The organism is Roseofilum sp. Guam (assembly GCF_017746735.1).
Classification (GTDB): Bacteria; Cyanobacteriota; Cyanobacteriia; order Cyanobacteriales; family Desertifilaceae; genus Roseofilum; species Roseofilum reptotaenium.
Window position 1 is genome coordinate 1 of record NZ_JAGHZN010000061.1, and the last position, 15,060, is coordinate 15,060.

Annotated in this window: 8 protein-coding genes and 1 pseudogene; 2 read left to right on the forward strand and 7 right to left on the reverse strand. The window is 45.2% G+C overall.

Annotation, left to right across the window (positions count from 1 at the left end):
- The 7 genes and pseudogenes from J7529_RS20605 to J7529_RS20635 form a co-directional block, all read right to left on the reverse strand.
- Positions 1-442, reverse strand: a 442-nt coding sequence (locus tag J7529_RS20605) for a serine/threonine protein kinase (protein WP_318730507.1), incomplete at its 3' end; no start/stop codon positions are given.
- A gap of 100 nt (positions 443-542) precedes the next feature.
- Positions 543-3,287, reverse strand: a complete 2,745-nt coding sequence (locus J7529_RS20610) for an ATP-binding protein (protein WP_318730508.1) — start codon at positions 3,285-3,287, stop codon at positions 543-545.
- Positions 3,288-3,498: 211 nt separating this feature from the next.
- Complete coding sequence (locus tag J7529_RS20615; RefSeq protein WP_318730509.1) at positions 3,499-3,708, reverse strand: ATP-binding protein; 210 nt, start codon at positions 3,706-3,708, stop codon at positions 3,499-3,501.
- Positions 3,709-4,145: 437 nt separating this feature from the next.
- Complete coding sequence (locus J7529_RS20620) at positions 4,146-9,551, reverse strand: AAA family ATPase (protein ID WP_318730510.1); 5,406 nt, start codon at positions 9,549-9,551, stop codon at positions 4,146-4,148.
- A 203-nt stretch (positions 9,552-9,754) separates the two neighbouring features.
- Positions 9,755-10,027: pseudogene (locus J7529_RS20625) on the reverse strand (IS4 family transposase); the annotation flags it as partial.
- Positions 10,028-10,378: 351 nt separating this feature from the next.
- Entirely contained in the window at positions 10,379-12,280 is a 1,902-nt protein-coding gene (gene ftsH / locus J7529_RS20630) for an ATP-dependent zinc metalloprotease FtsH (RefSeq protein ID WP_318730511.1), read from the reverse strand.
- A gap of 139 nt (positions 12,281-12,419) precedes the next feature.
- Positions 12,420-13,085 (reverse strand): MBL fold metallo-hydrolase, encoded by a 666-nt coding sequence (locus tag J7529_RS20635; RefSeq protein ID WP_271939623.1) that lies wholly within the window; start codon positions 13,083-13,085, stop codon positions 12,420-12,422.
- Here J7529_RS20635 and J7529_RS20640 point away from each other — a divergent pair.
- Both J7529_RS20640 and J7529_RS20645 read left to right on the forward strand, forming a co-directional pair.
- A complete protein-coding gene (locus tag J7529_RS20640; RefSeq protein WP_318730512.1) occupies positions 13,084-14,553 on the forward strand; it encodes a site-2 protease family protein in 1,470 nt (489 codons plus the stop codon). The genes J7529_RS20635 and J7529_RS20640 overlap by 2 nt on opposite strands.
- Positions 14,546-15,001 carry a hypothetical protein gene (locus J7529_RS20645; RefSeq protein ID WP_318730513.1) on the forward strand — a complete coding sequence of 152 codons (456 nt, stop codon included), beginning with the start codon at positions 14,546-14,548 and terminating at the stop codon, positions 14,999-15,001. The genes J7529_RS20640 and J7529_RS20645 overlap by 8 nt, the downstream gene beginning before the upstream one ends.
- Positions 15,002-15,060 lie beyond the last annotated feature (59 nt).

Here is a 15,060-nt window from a genome sequence, read left to right on the forward strand (position 1 = left end):
TTAATTTCACCTGTTGCGTTTTGGGTTGAATGAGAATATTTGCGGGTTTAATATCTTTGTGGATCACTTGTTGCCGATCGAGTTCTTGTAGGGTATCAGCGAGTTGGATGGCAATATCTAAACAAGTTCCTAAATCTAACGATCCATTTTCGGTTAATGTTTTATCTAGAGAGATAGCTCCTTCCTCGGGCATAACTAAGGCGTAACCATTACCATAGCGCTCCAAGCTTAGGGGGACGACAATGCCCGTTGAGTTGAGGTTTTTAGTGATGCCATACTGGTTGCGAAATTGTACCAGTTCGCTAAAACTGGGGTAGGAGTTGCGTAATAATTTGATCGCGACATTTAGGGAGTCGGATAGGCGTGTTCCTTGATAGACTAGGGTTCGCTCTCCTTCATAAATTTTTGAGCCAATTTGATAGCCAGGAAGTGTTGGAGTCATGAGATTGGAGCTTTTTTGCTATTCTCTTATGGTAATGATAGATATTTTATTCGCTTCAACTTCGGGATCGCCATCTCCTCTTTTAGCTGTGGTATCTAATCTAGAAGGGAATCGTTGTTTCCAGAGCAGTAACTCTCCATTCATTTTCTTTAATCTCTTGAATATCTCCATCTTGCACAAGTTCGAGTAATTGTTCTAAAATCTCTTGACTTGGAGGCACGATCGCTTCCAAATCCCCTTGGCTTTCAGGGTCGCGCTCTTGATAGATCCACTCTAATTTCAGAAATTCCTGTAATGCTTTGAGTAATTGGTCGGCTTGCACGGGTTTGGGTAAAAATACATTGGCTCCCGCATCGATTGCCTCCTGTTGATTGCTCTCAAAAATACTGGCAGAAGAGGCTATAGTCACGATATTCTCAAAGGTTTCTGAGGTACGGATCGCCGACAGCAATTCATAACCATTCATCTCCGGCATCATTAAATCGGTGATGACGGCATCCGGTGGGCTTTTTTGCATGTTCTCCCAAGCCTCCCGACCGTTTTCTGCTTCGGTCACTTCAAAGCCGATAGGTTCGAGCAAACTGACGACCACCGACCGATTTTCCCAGCGATCGTCTACCACCAGAATGTGGCGTTTTTCTCCCTGATAGCTGGCGATCGCCCCTTGCTCGACGGTTTTGGCAATCGCGACCCATTCTCTCGATTCCGGGATTTCCATCTCGAACCAAAAGGTACTCCCCCGACCCAATTCACTTTTAACTTGCAATCGAGACCCCATTAATTCGACGATCTGTTGGCTGATAGAAAGCCCTAAACCCGTTCCTTCTGTCTGTTTCTGGCGATCGCCCACTTGCTCGAAGGGTTGAAAGATGGTTTCGAGTTGTTCCGGTTTCATCCCCGCTCCGGTATCGATGACGGAAAAACGGAGGTGGTGGCGTTCGGCAGAGGGGGACTCTAAGACCTCTACAGTGAGGTTGACGGAGCCGCGATCGGTAAATTTGATCGCATTGCCCAAAAGATTAATCAACACCTGTTGCAGGCGTTTTTCATCGATGACAACGGCTTCGGGTAAATTTTCTGGGGGATGATAGATAAATTCTAAGCCCTTGCGATCGGCACGGATGCGACAGATTTCAACGACCCCTTGTAGGAAGGCGGGGAGATAAGACGCATTGGGATTAAGTTCGAGTTTGCGCGCTTCAATTTTGGCCAAATCCAAAATATCGTTAATCAGGTTCAACAGGTGAGAGCCGCATTGATGGATAATACTCACCCCCTGTTTTTCCCTGTCGCCTAAAGATAGGGAGCGATTGAGGACTTGAGTGTAGCCGAGAATGCCGTTGAGGGGGGTTCGCAACTCGTGGCTCATGCTGGCAAGAAAGTCGCTTTTGGCTTGGTTGGCGCGATCGGCAGCGAGTTTAGCCGTTTGAAGTTGTTGGGTGCGCTCTGCTACCTTGCTCTCAAGCGTAATAAACGCATCTTGAAGTTGGCGAGTCATTTGAGTAAAAGCGGCAGCCAATTGGCCGAGTTCGTCTTCTCGTTGAGTATCGAGAGCAACATTAAACTGTCCTGCTGCAACCTGTTGCGTTGCTCCGAGTAATTCCCGAAGTGGTGTGGCAACTCGTTGGCGCAGGACGAGTAAGAGCAGCAAAACTTCTAAAACCAAGGAAGTCAAGCTAATAAATAAGAGAAACCAAGTTGCCCTGAAGGCTTGTTCTCGCAGGAGAGACTCCGGATAAACAGTAATGAGATACCAGTTCGGCCCGTGCAGTCGAGCGATCGCCAAATATTCGCGATCGCGACGATTGTAAACTACGCTATTGGCCCGAGAGGTCTGTCCGGCCAGGGCAAAGAGCCGCAGGAGATGGGCATCTCCTGCGGTTTGCACACTTAAATTTCCTGCCTCGGTTTGAATTTGTGCCATTAAATTCGGCTCGGCAATTAACTGACCGTCAGGACGAACCAACAGGTTATAAGTCCCTTCTAAATGGTCTTCGATGACCCGATGGAGCAGATCGTTCAAGACAATATCGTGTTCGATCGACCCCAAATGACGGCCATCGGAGTCATCAATAGGAGTCACTGCCGACACCATCGAATCATGGGTAACCGGATCGGTATAGACTCCAGTCCACAAAGTTTTGCGTTCGGGATTGTGCTGCCAATCTCCCAGATAAACCGATTCTAGCGCTGTCATATCCAAGTCGCTTTCCGCCGTCAGTCCCCAAGGTGCCTTGGGGTAAAATGTTGTTGTTCCGCCCTCGGGCAATGCGATATAGGTACTGAAAAAGCGATCGCGCCACCCGATCCCATAGCGTTCGACTAAGTCATAGCTGAGGGTCATGCGCTTTTGAAAATCCGGCGTTAGGGTTACGCCTCTCTGGATGAAGGATGTGGCGTGATGGTTCGGGTCAAAGTCTTGAAGTTCAATATCTTCGGGAAGATTGCGGATTGTCCCATCCGTCCAAGGAAAAAAGTGGCGATCGAAGCGTTGTTGCCAGTCGATTGGTGAATCTGCGGTAAATTCTTCGAGAAAGTCATCGTGCAGGAGAATGTGATTATCTTCTGCTAAGACAAAGATGGTTTCTTCTCGCTGGGCGCGCTCGGTAATATAGCTCAGTAGATTAGCTCGAGTATCTTCGGCCAGTTGAGACATGAGATGCCAGTAACTAATAGCCGAAATGGCAATGACGACCAATGCCAGTCGCAAACCCATATTAACCAGGGTATTGAACGTCAAGGATTTGTTGTATTGCTCGCCAGCCTCAAAGGGAGAGCTAAAAAGTTTTTTGAGAAAGAGAAAGACAATTGCAACATTCCTTCCCTTGTTTTTGATGCTTACCATAAAATTTTAGCCTCTTAACTCAAAACGATATTTTCTTTTAATCAAAAACCATTTAACTGATGTGTCTTTTATAGGGAATTTGAATACAGCAGTTTCCTCTGCTATGAAGTACATTAATGACGGTTTTTAACGATAGCTAGAATAGCTCAAAGCGCCACCGAGTCTGTTGTTTGTTCCCCCCATCCCCCCATCACAGCGCAAAGCGCTGTATCTATTCACGATCGCCGAGGGGCATTTCGATTGCAAAGGTCGTTTCTTGTCCGATTTGAGATTGCACGGTAATACTTCCCTGATGCTTTTCCATCACAATTTGATAGGCGATCGCCAGGCCTAAACTGGTTCTTTTACCAATGGGTTTGGTGGTCAAAAAGGGTTCAATGCGAGGGTGCTTTCTCGGTCCATTGCAACCCGAAAGGGTCATCCTTCCACGGTTAGAGCTTCAGACAGGACGGCGAGATTGTTAGAATGGTCATCTACAATTAGGATGAATCCGGAATTCGTGTTTTTTGACACAACCGTATTTCTCCAACGATGATGCAGCACCTTGTTCTCTTCCGAGAGATATCTCGATCCCCTCCAACCGCCCTCAAAAAGGGGGATGAATAGGGGCTTCAAAACCTACTGTCCATCAATACAGCTTCGATCGCTTAGAATTTTTGTCAAGCTCAGTAAGATCATCATTGTTTTATTGTTAAATTCTATAAATATAATAAGTAGTCTAGAAAAAGATTGTGAAAATCTTGTGAAGATTGGTCTCAAATTGATGATTTGATAGAGAAAGAATGACCGATCAATGGGAATAAAAAACTCCGATTGACTGCGTCTTTTTACTTAGTTTCAACCCACAGAATATCGGCTTTATTTTACAGACAGAGAAACAACCAATTCCGTCCCTTTACCTAATTCCGAATTACAAATGATCGCCCCACCATGTTTTTCTTCCACGATAGACTTAGCGATCGCCATTCCTAACCCCGTTCCTTTACCCACTGCTTTAGTCGTAAACCCTTGCTCAAAGATACGTTCTTTAACTTCATCTGGCATCCCCATACCATTATCGGCAATGCAAATGGTGACCTCCTGGGCTGTCGCTGAGGTGCTAATCTTAATCTGATTGGCAATCTCGTCAAAACTTCGTCCTTGGTTGCCCTCATCTAACGCATCAATCGCATTAGCAATCAAATTCATAAATACTTGGTTGAGTTGTCCCGGAAAACATTCCACTTCTGGCAATTCTCCATAGTCTTTGACAATTGCAATCGCTGGACGCTCATCATTAGCTTTTAGGCGATGCTTGAGAATCAGCAGGGTACTCTCGATACCTTCATGCAGATTAAACGGGACTTTATACTCCTTATCTGTGCGCGAAAACGTTCGTAAAGACCTACTAATGTGCCTGATGCGATCAGTTCCTTCTTGCATCGAATCCATCAATTGCGGTAAATCCGAGCGCAAAAACTCCAAGTCTATTGCTTCTCTTTCTGCTTGTATGATTTCACTCGGATGCGGATATTCTTGCTCATAAAGCTCCAGGAGTCCTAACAAATCTTCCAGGTAATCTCCCGCTGGTTCTATATTTCCAGCAATAAATCCCACGGGATTATTAATTTCATGGGCCACTCCTGCCATCAAGTTGCCTAAAGCCGACATTTTCTCGCTCTGCACCAATTGTAGTTGGGCTTGTTGCAGGTCTTCAAGAGATTGTTCGAGTTGATAAGCATAGTCTTGGGATTGCTTGGCGTAGTCTTGGGATTGTTCGTAGAGGCGAGCGTTTTCCAGAGAGATAGCCGCTTGGGAACAGAGCATAGAGAGTAGTTCCACCCGATCTCTGTTAAAGGCTCCAATCGCCAGATAATTTTCCAAATAAAGGATACCGATGAGCTGTCCTTGATTGAGGATAGGCGCACACAGAAAACTAAGGGGTTGTTCTTGCTGTAGATAGGGGTCCCCTGCAAACTGGAGATCGCCAGAGAAATTGTTAACGATAATTGCTTCTTTGCTGCGTTTAACCTTATTAATTACTCTCATGGGAATTTCCAACTCTTCCGATACGTCCGAGCAACATAAATCCCAGTCATTTTGACCACCTTTTTTTGCATATCGGGTAGCCATCTGCCAACCATCGGGCTGTCGCAAGAGTAGAATACCACCATCAGCTCCGGCATTTTCCATCGTTGCTCTCATCAACGCCGAGACCAACTTATCCAGGTGCATTTCGCTCGATAGAGATTGGGAAGCTTTCATCGCCGTTGCCCAATCGAGGATGAAGTCGCTTTTACTGCTACTCAAACCTGTCGTCTGCGTTAAAGTGCTAGTTACGCTTGGATCGTTCTGTAACTGTAAGTAAGGCTGTTGCAGAATGGAGGAAAGTAGCTGGGGATAGGTTCTTTCAAGTTGATCGATTTTGGCCTTTGCTCCCCAGCGGGCGTAGCCGTAATAGGCATCGGTCATGTAACCGATCGCGACCTTTTGTTTGCCCCAATCGAGATAGAATTTTGCGGCCAGTTCGTTAGCTAGCGCTTCTTCCTGGATGTAGCCATTTTCTTTCGCTCCGGCTATGGCCAAGTCGTAGTGTTCGATCGCCTTGAGTTTTTGATTCAAAACCCGATGCTTTTCTGCTGAGATTAACTGGAATTTATGAGCATAGTTCATCGGGGCATGATTGGCCCAGTCTTCCATTTTATTTTGATAAGATAATATTTTTTCATCGGCTTGTTCTTTTTCTTGATTTTCTAAGGTATGATAAACATCAAGCCATGATAAACTAGCATAAAAATAAAATATTGTGACAAAAACTTGTCCTGGAATTCCTTCCAGATATGACTCCACTTGATTACTTAGGTCGATCGCTTGGCTGCTATTGCCAAATAAATAGCAGAGAAAAAGTTTATCTATATAAAATAAAGCTAGAGAACTAAAATGATTTTCTTCCTGGTGGATAGCTCCCATTTTTTCTTCATCGTAGGTCTTCCCTTGGATCAAAGATAATGGTTTATTGCCTTCAATCAAATTCAAAACCATTTGCCGATGAAGTTCATTGAGCTGAAACATCATGGTTTGTTGAAGTTTCTCGATGGCTTGGCTATAATACAACATTTTTTTTTCTAATTCTATGAGATTAAGTCCCGATACAAAAGAATGGGCGCAATAATCATAGGCCGCAAAAGCCGCAGATTCAAAATCTCCTAACTCTAAACCTATTTGATAAGCCTCGATCAGCATTGATAAAGTTGTGTTGATATGTTTTTTCCAATGTTGAACAGAAAGGCAAACGATTTCGATCGTTTTAGCATGGAATTCTCGAGACTCAATTCGCTCCAAGAGATTCAGCGCCAAATTGCCAAAGCTGAATCCCAGATCGATATCGTTAACAATACTGCAAAGAATTAAACCATAGTTTGCATAAGCAGAACATGAAACATCTGTATTACCGTAGTTTATTGATAACTCAACCTGTTTAGCAATAATAATCGGTAGCAAGTTTGGTTGTCCTAAATAGGCTGCATTTAAAATCCCCGAAAGAATTCGCATTGCTGCTAATTGTCGTGCATCGGTTGAGATGGGCAAATCTTTTAATAATCCTATGGAATGAGGGTCAAGTTTGCGATCTAATTCAAATAAAACCCGTTCGATATCACAATCATCAGGGCATTTGGGGATTTTTATATCTAATTGGTCTAGAAATTCTAAGCCAGATTCAATCGCTGTAAATATACGTTTTTCGCTGATGGCTATCTGAATTTTAATTTCATAAGCTTTAGTTTTATCTAAAATGTCTATTGCCCGCTCACAAATCTCAGTATTCATGACTTCTGCCATCTTGAAGTCTCCATTGAGATAAGCTATTTCTGAAGCTAATTCAAACACCGATCGCACAAATTCAAAATCTTGATGCCAATCCTCTTCTGATAGCAAGGAGCGTGAGGTATCAATATATTCATAAGCTGCTGCATAGGCAGTGGAAAGTTTTGCTTTCTTTGCCGCCACCCAATTCAATTTTGCTAATTGATACTTCTCAGACAATTGGGTAATCAGGTCTAGACCGAGATTAATTTGGTTGACAATATCAAAGATTCTCTCGTCAAGATGGAAATCGGGAGTACAAGCGAGTAATTGCCTGCCAATTCTTAAATGAGTACCTTGCTTTTGCTTTTCATGGATTAAAGAATAGGCAGCTTGTTGAACGCGATCGTGTAGAAACTTATAACCAACACAGAGATCTTCAATTGAGGTCTTTCGATCCTGGTTAGCTGGGAAAAACTTATAGGTTTGGCCTAGGGGCAGAACCAATCCCTCTTGCAGCGCCCTCCATAAGGAAGCGGCCACTTCCGTCTGCTCGCGCTCGCTGACAATGGACAAAGTTTCCAAATCAAACGGGTTGCCGATACAAGCGGCTAACTTCAACACCTCTTGAGTGTCTTCCGGTAACTTGTGTAGCTCTGTGGCCATAAACTCAACCACGTCCGAAGTCAATGTCAACTGGCGCACTCTAGTTATGTAGCAGTGCCAATAGCCGAGATCGCGATCAAAGGAAATCAACCCATCTTCATGCAATCCTTTGAGAAATTGAGTAGCAAAAAAGGGATTACCCTGAGTCTTTTGATAGACTAATTCTGTCAAAGGTCGAGCTATTTGTTGGCTACAACTGAGAGTATTTTCCACCAAGCAATTGAGATCTAATTCGGTTAAGGGCGCTAGAGCGATCGTATTAATCCTCACTCCTGATTTAGCGATTTCCTCTAGAGTCAGCATTAACGGGTGGGTAGGAGAGACCTCATTATCTCGATAGGCTCCTAGCAATAGCAGATAATCCGTTTCACTCTCGCTCATCAGCAGTTTGATCGACTTCAGAGATGCCGCATCTGCCCACTGCAAGTCATCAATAAAGATCGCCAACGGATGCTCTTCGGTAGTAAAAACCTGAATAAATTTCTGAAACAATCGGTTAAAGCGATTTTGCACGGCAGTACCAGAAAGTTCGGGTACCGCGGGCTGCTTGCCAATAATTAACTCTAACTCCGGAATCACCTCAATAATCACTTGAGCATTTTCTCCCAAAGCCGCGAGAATTTTGGTCTGCCACTGGGCTAATTGAGCATCTGATTCTCCTAATAACTGCTTCATCAAATCCCGGAAAGCACTCACGAAAGCACTGAAGGGAATATTGCGCTGGAATTGGTCGAATTTCCCTTTGATAAAATAGCCCCGTTCTCGCACAATGGACTTGTGGACTTCGTTGATGACAGCGGTTTTACCGATGCCAGAGAATCCGGCAACGAGCATCATTTCCGTCTGTCCTTTGGAAACGCGATCAAAAGCCTTTAGTAAGGTTTGGACCTCGCTTTCGCGTCCGTAAAGTTTTTCTGGAATCAGGAAGCGGCTACCAATATCTCTCGTGGCCAACTCAAAGGCTTCTATTTTGCCCATTTCTTGCCATTGCTGAAGACAATTTTCTAGGTCGAACTTTAACCCCAATCCACTCTGATAGCGATCTTCAGCATTCTTCGCCAGTAATTTCATCACGATCTGCGACACTACTAGGGGAATTCCAGAAACCGGGTTTCTAACCGATGGCGGTACTGGCTGTTGGGAAATATGACAATGCACCAACTCTATAGGGTCCTTACTGGTGAAGGGTAACGTTCCTGTTAGCAGTTGGTATAAGGTCACCCCCAGGGAATAGAAGTCGCTGCGGTAGTCGATCGCCCGATTCATCCGACCCGTTTGTTCTGGGGAAATATAGGCTAGGGTTCCTTCTAGGACGTTGTAATTCTTGATTTCTTCCACTTCTTTTGGCAACAGGGAGGCAATACTGAAATCAATCAGTTGGATCTGTTGGCTCTCTGGGTGAATCAGAATGTTTGCGGGTTTAATGTCTTTGTGAATGACTCGCTGCTGCTCGAGTTCTTGCAGGATCGACGCTAGTTGAATGGCGATTTTAAAGCAGCTTTCTAAGTCTAATGACTCATATTCTACTAATACTTTATTCAGAGAAATTGCTCCCTCCTCTTTCATGATCAAAGCATAACCATTACCAACGCTCTCTAGGCTTAAAGGTTGGACAATGCCGGGATGATTCAGGTTTTTGGTAATGGCATACTGGTGACGAAACTGTAGGAGTTCGGTAAAGCTAGGGTATGAGTTACGCAGAAATTTGATGGCGACTTTTAAGGAGTCAGAAAGTCTAACCCCCCGATAGACTAGAGTTCGTTCTCCTTCATATAGATTTTCGCCAATTTGATAGCCCGGTAGTTCTAAGATCATTTCTCTAGGAATTATTGCTGTACTTGGAAGGTTATAGTGATATTTATCACCAGCAAAGATCTCGATCGCGCATAGGCAGCGATCGCTCTATGGGAATGTTTACATAATAATTAATATAGAATTTATTGGCTTTAATTGAGGGGAAGGCAGAGCGCTAATTCCGTTGCTTTTCCCATTTCAGAGTTACACGTCATGGTTCTCCCCTAAGTACAAGACAAAAGTTGTATGGGTTGAAAGAGAGAATGAGCAAAAGAGAGTGGCTCAAAGAAAAAGCGGCATCATAGGTCAAAACCATAGCGAAATAAGCTATAGGCACGGCGACCATGAGCTTCAATGATACGAATCGGCTTTTGAGCGGCCATACCAGCCTTCATCGCCCAGACAAAGGACAGAGCTAACAGAGCCAGTAGCTTAGACAGACGAGAGCCATCAGTAAAATGAGTCGATTCCAGACAAAATCCCTGGGTCTTGAGTGCCTTTTTGTCCTGTACTGAGTCTATACATACCGGATTTACTATTACAATTGAAGCCGTTTTATTTGCAGTTGCAGATAATCCTGGCTCGAGGCCTCTTACAGCGCTTTGCGATGTTATGGAGTACAGTTTTTAATATTCAAATGCATGTACCACAACCTTATTCCCTATCCCTCTTTTGTCACTCTAGGCAGAGGAAAATAAGAAATCAGGGTCAAGAGAGAGGAAAGAGGTCAAGACAAACACGATTAATCAAGGAAATTAATCGTGGGAACCCCAAAGATCAGTGAGGAATAGAAAAGACCTCTAACTAATAGAGAATTAAGTTAAAGCAAACTAATTGACTATATTTCATTAAGCGCTGCCAGCTTTCACCAAATCAACCGGCGAGCTGGGTGTATTTTTCTGGTAGTCGGTGACAATTTGTCGGAAGCGATCGCCCTCAATGGTTTCCTGGTCTAATAAAATATCAACCAATTGATCCATTAGGGGGCGATGTTCCCGTAGGAGTTTGCGAGCCTGTTGATGGCAGCGCACGGCAATTTCCCGAATTTGATGGTCAATTTGGGTGGCGACTTCCTCAGAATATTCGGAACGAGTCATTAAATCTCGGCCTAAGAATACTTCATTGCCTTCGCTTTCTAGGGCTAGAGGCCCCAAATCTGACATTCCCCACCGGGTGACCATTTCTCTGGCGAGTTTGGCTACCTGTTCAATATCACCAAAGGCTCCAGCCGTTACTTCCGCATGACCAAAAACTTCTTCTTCGGCAGCTCGTCCGGCAAGAAGGATAATAATTCGATCGAGTAGCCATCCCCGACTGAACAAACCACTATCTAAGTTTTCTTCATTCAAGATTCCTTGAGAAAATCCACCAAGTCCCCCAGATCTAGGAATAATCGTGACTTTGTTCAGAGGGTCTGCATTTTTGAGTAAAGTCCTTGATAGGGCATGGCCAATTTCGTGGTAAGCAAGCAAACGCTTTTTCTTGCTATCGAGTAAGGGTTTGAGGCTCATACCAATACTAACGCGATCGATCGCATCCTCCACTTCCAGAGGAGTTATGGCTTCCTTGCGTCGTCTGGCGGTGAGGATAGCAGCTTCATTAAGAACGTTGGCTAGATCAGCACCGGAAAATCCAGGGGTACGTCGGGCGATAAGCTCTAAAGAGACATCAGCCGAAACTTTCTTATCGCGAGCATGAACCTCTAAAATCCCTAACCGGCCTTTATACGTCGGCAAATCGACCATTACTTGACGGTCAAACCTGCCAGGACGCAAGAGAGCCTGATCCAGCACATCCGGGCGGTTCGTAGCGGCAATGATGATAATGCCACTGTTGCCTTCAAACCCATCCATTTCTGTCAACAATTGGTTGAGGGTTTGTTCCCGTTCATCATTACCTCCGCCAATACCTGTACCCCGTTGACGACCAACGGCATCAATTTCATCGATAAAGACTAAACAGGGAGCATTTTCCTTGGCTTTCTTAAACAAATCTCGTACCCGCGAAGCGCCCACACCGACAAACATCTCTACGAACTCGGAACCGGAAATGCTGAAAAAGGGAACTCCTGCTTCACCGGCGATCGCCTTAGCCATCAGGGTTTTCCCGGTTCCGGGAGGCCCGACTAATAACACTCCTCTAGGGATTTTCGCGCCAATGGCTGTAAACCGCTCCGGTTGTTTTAAGAAGGTGACGACTTCTTGTAACTCTTCCTTGGCTTCTTCCACTCCAGCGACATCATTAAACACCACTCCAGTTTTGGCTTCCATCTGGAATTTGGCCTTAGATTTGCCGAAGCTTAATGCATTGCCCGCCGACTGAGAAGAGCGCTTAATGATCATCATTAATCCGATTACCACCAACAGGATTAACAACAAATTGGCTACACTACTGACCACCATGCGATTATCCGCGCTGGCTTGTTCCCCAAACTTCACCTTATTGGCCTTGAGTTCTTCAATCAATTCAGGATTACGCTCAAAAATGATGACCTCTTGTTTGGTTTGCGATCCGTCTAAGGTCACTTGAGCGCGGTTCTTCGTGGGGTCAATTTCTACAAACTCTACCTCTCCCGCTTCAATTTTTTCCAACAATTGGGTATAACTAAGCTGCTGGGACTGAGCCTGGACTGGACGATTTAAGAGACTCCAGGTGAACAGTAAGGAACTGCTCAGGGCCAAAGTCGCGCCCAGGGACATTCCTTTGCGTTTGAAGGTTTGAGCCATAGTTTTGAATTGAGAACTGTTCATAGCGTCAGATCAGGTGGTGCGATCGCCCAAAAATAGATTAGTGGATAATTTTAGTGTAACTGGGGAATGGGGAATGGGGGAAAGGTAATAGGCAATAGGCAACAAGCGATCTCCGTGTCCCCGTGTCCCCGTGTTCCCCCTATCCCCCTATCCTCCTATCTCCCCATCCTCGGATGACTCCTTGACCGCGCAGTAAGCCGGTATTCGCTCCGGGGCAGATATATTCTAGGGGTTTATCTTTGAATATATCTAACAACCGTTCGACGCTAGTTAATTGTCGCTTCCAGTGGAAAGTTTTGCTCGTGCGTAGAGGGGTGGGATGGCCTTGGGCATTGGGGAGTAGATGGCGACCGGTAAATAAGATTCCCCCTAGGGCCCGATCGTAAAGACACGATGATCCCGGAGAATGGCCCGGAGTCCATAAGGCTTGGATTTGTTCGTCAGAAAACGTTAATTCGTGCTGGAATGGGGTTACACTCAAATTGGGTAAAAGATAAGCCTCCTGTTCTTGGATGATAACTTCACAGTTAAACATTTGTTGAATTTCACGAACTTTGGCGATCGCTCCCCGATGGGTCAAAAACAGGAACTTTACTCCTCCTTGGTTTTGTAAGAAGTCTTGGTTTGTCTGATTCCAAGCGGGACAGTCAATGAGGATATTCGCTGAGTTACCTACAATAAAATAGGAGGTTGCGCCCAAGGTCTCTCGATTAGGGGGAAAGGCAAATCGGTTTTCTAAAATAACTTTAGGTTGTTTTGGAGGCTGGCTCTGCTCCTTGGGATTTGCATGATTTAAAGATGCCATGACTTTGTTATTTCTATTGTTGCTTGGACTGATCACTTATTTTATTGTGCAGCGTGGTGTGGCCAGCAGCACAAGCACTCCGGTGTGGATCTTGTGGTTGGTGATGATGACTCCGGCCTTGGCCTGGACAGTGTGGATATGGGTTCAAGGGGAAGATCAACCGCCGCCTTTGGGGGTGATGATTGCCTTGTTTGTTTTCTCTTCTCTGTTGTATTTGTATCTGATTCAGGTCGGCCGGTCTTCGCCACCGAATCGGGATACTGCTGAGTCAGAGCAGGAGTCCAAGGTTGCCCCTCCCCCTGCCTTGACCGTGGAAGAACAGCGCCAATTGCAACAGTGTTTTCCGTGGTCTGCCTATGCTCTCCATGAGACGGAATGTAAGGGCCAGGTGGTGGTTTGTCGCGGTCAGTTGCGTACCTCTTCAGACGTAGCCTATCAGACAGTGCGGGAGAAAATCGAGGCTCACTTTGGCGATCGCTTTTTGATTGTGTTTCAAGAAGGGTTTGAAGATAAGCCATTTTTTGTCTTGATTCCCAATCCCCAGTTTCAGGCAAAATCTGCCCAACCTCGTCTGACTCGACCGATGATGGCTTTAGGATTGTTGGCTCTAACGGTCTTAACCACTACACTTATGGGAACTCTGGCTTTTTCCGATCTGGTGTCCCCAGAAGTCGAAGATAATCCCAATTTGTTGCTGGAAAATCCCAGTCTTTTGGCTCCCGGCTTGCCTTATGCGATCGCCCTCATGACCATTTTGGGTATCCATGAGTTGGGCCATTATCTCATGGCTCGTCGATACAAAATTAAGGCGACTCTGCCCTATTTTATCCCCATTCCTTTTTTCCTAGGAACCTTTGGAGCCTTTATCCAAATTCGCTCCCCCATACCCCATCGTAAAGCTCTGTTCGATGTGGGAATTGCAGGCCCCTTGGCGGGTTTGATAGTCACGATTCCCATTTTTATGTGGGGGTTGTCCCTCTCCGATGTGATTACCGCTTCGGAAAATACCAGCATGTTTAATTTTGATTCTCTCAATCCTAAAGCGACAGTCCTGTTAGCTATCCTCAGTAAAATTGCTCTAGGAAATCAGTTAACGACCGATATGGCTGTGAATTTGCATCCAGTAGCCGTGGCTGGCTTTTTGGGTTTGGTGATTACAGCCTTGAATTTAGTTCCCGTGGGTCAGTTGGATGGCGGCCATGTGGTTCATGCTATGTTTGGTCAACGAACAGCCGTCGCTATTGGTCAGATCTCTCGGTTATTGGTGCTGATTTTAGCATTTTTGCATCAGGAGTTCCTCTGGTGGGCGATCTTTTTATTGTTAATGCCGATCGCCGATGAACCGGCGTTAAATGATGTGACAGAATTGGATAATGTGCGGGATTTCTTGGGATTATTGGCTTTGGTGATTTTAGTGATGATTGTGTTACCGGCTCCCCCCACGTTAATTGAATGGTTCTATGGCTGATGATATCCGACAGTGGTTAGAGCAAATTCGTCAATTGCAAGAGCAAATGAGGGATGTGCAACAAGAGTGCGATCGGGCCTATGCGAGTGCTGCCAATTGGCAGCGCTTGTATGAAACGGAGGCTCAACAACGCCGAAATGATACCAAACTAGCCGGGCAAAAAATCAAACGGCTTAAAGGTCAGTTGCAGAGTTTGCAGCAACCCCGACCCCAGTTATCGGGGGAAGTTACCCCCGTGGAAGAGGAGGTAGAGAAGCTTGAGTCTGTGGAGGAGATGAAGGCTAAGTTAGTGGAGATCATACAAGAGCGCGATCGACTCTTGCAAACAGTCAACAGCCTATCCCAAGCTCTGCAAACGGAAAAGGAGCAACATATCCAAACTCGCCAAAATTTAACTTCTGCCTTGGGAGATGCGATCGAGCGATTAAATCAATTGAAAAATCGGTGATTCGTAATCAATAACACCAGTTCGACGGTAGTTAAAAAATGATAAAAATCTTGATTAAA

Excerpts from the sequence above, each read along its gene's own strand:
- J7529_RS20610 (WP_318730508.1), bottom strand. The coding sequence starts at position 3,287 with ATGGTAAGCATCAAAAACAAGGGAAGGAATGTTGCAATTGTCTTTCTC.
- J7529_RS20615 (WP_318730509.1), bottom strand. The coding sequence starts at position 3,708 with ATGACCCTTTCGGGTTGCAATGGACCGAGAAAGCACCCTCGCATTGAA.
- J7529_RS20645 (WP_318730513.1), top strand. The coding sequence starts at position 14,546 with ATGGCTGATGATATCCGACAGTGGTTAGAGCAAATTCGTCAATTGCAA.
- J7529_RS20640 (WP_318730512.1), top strand. The coding sequence starts at position 13,084 with ATGACTTTGTTATTTCTATTGTTGCTTGGACTGATCACTTATTTTATT.
- ftsH (WP_318730511.1), bottom strand. The coding sequence starts at position 12,280 with ATGAACAGTTCTCAATTCAAAACTATGGCTCAAACCTTCAAACGCAAA.
- J7529_RS20620 (WP_318730510.1), bottom strand. The coding sequence starts at position 9,551 with ATGATCTTAGAACTACCGGGCTATCAAATTGGCGAAAATCTATATGAA.
- J7529_RS20635 (WP_271939623.1), bottom strand. The coding sequence starts at position 13,085 with ATGGCATCTTTAAATCATGCAAATCCCAAGGAGCAGAGCCAGCCTCCA.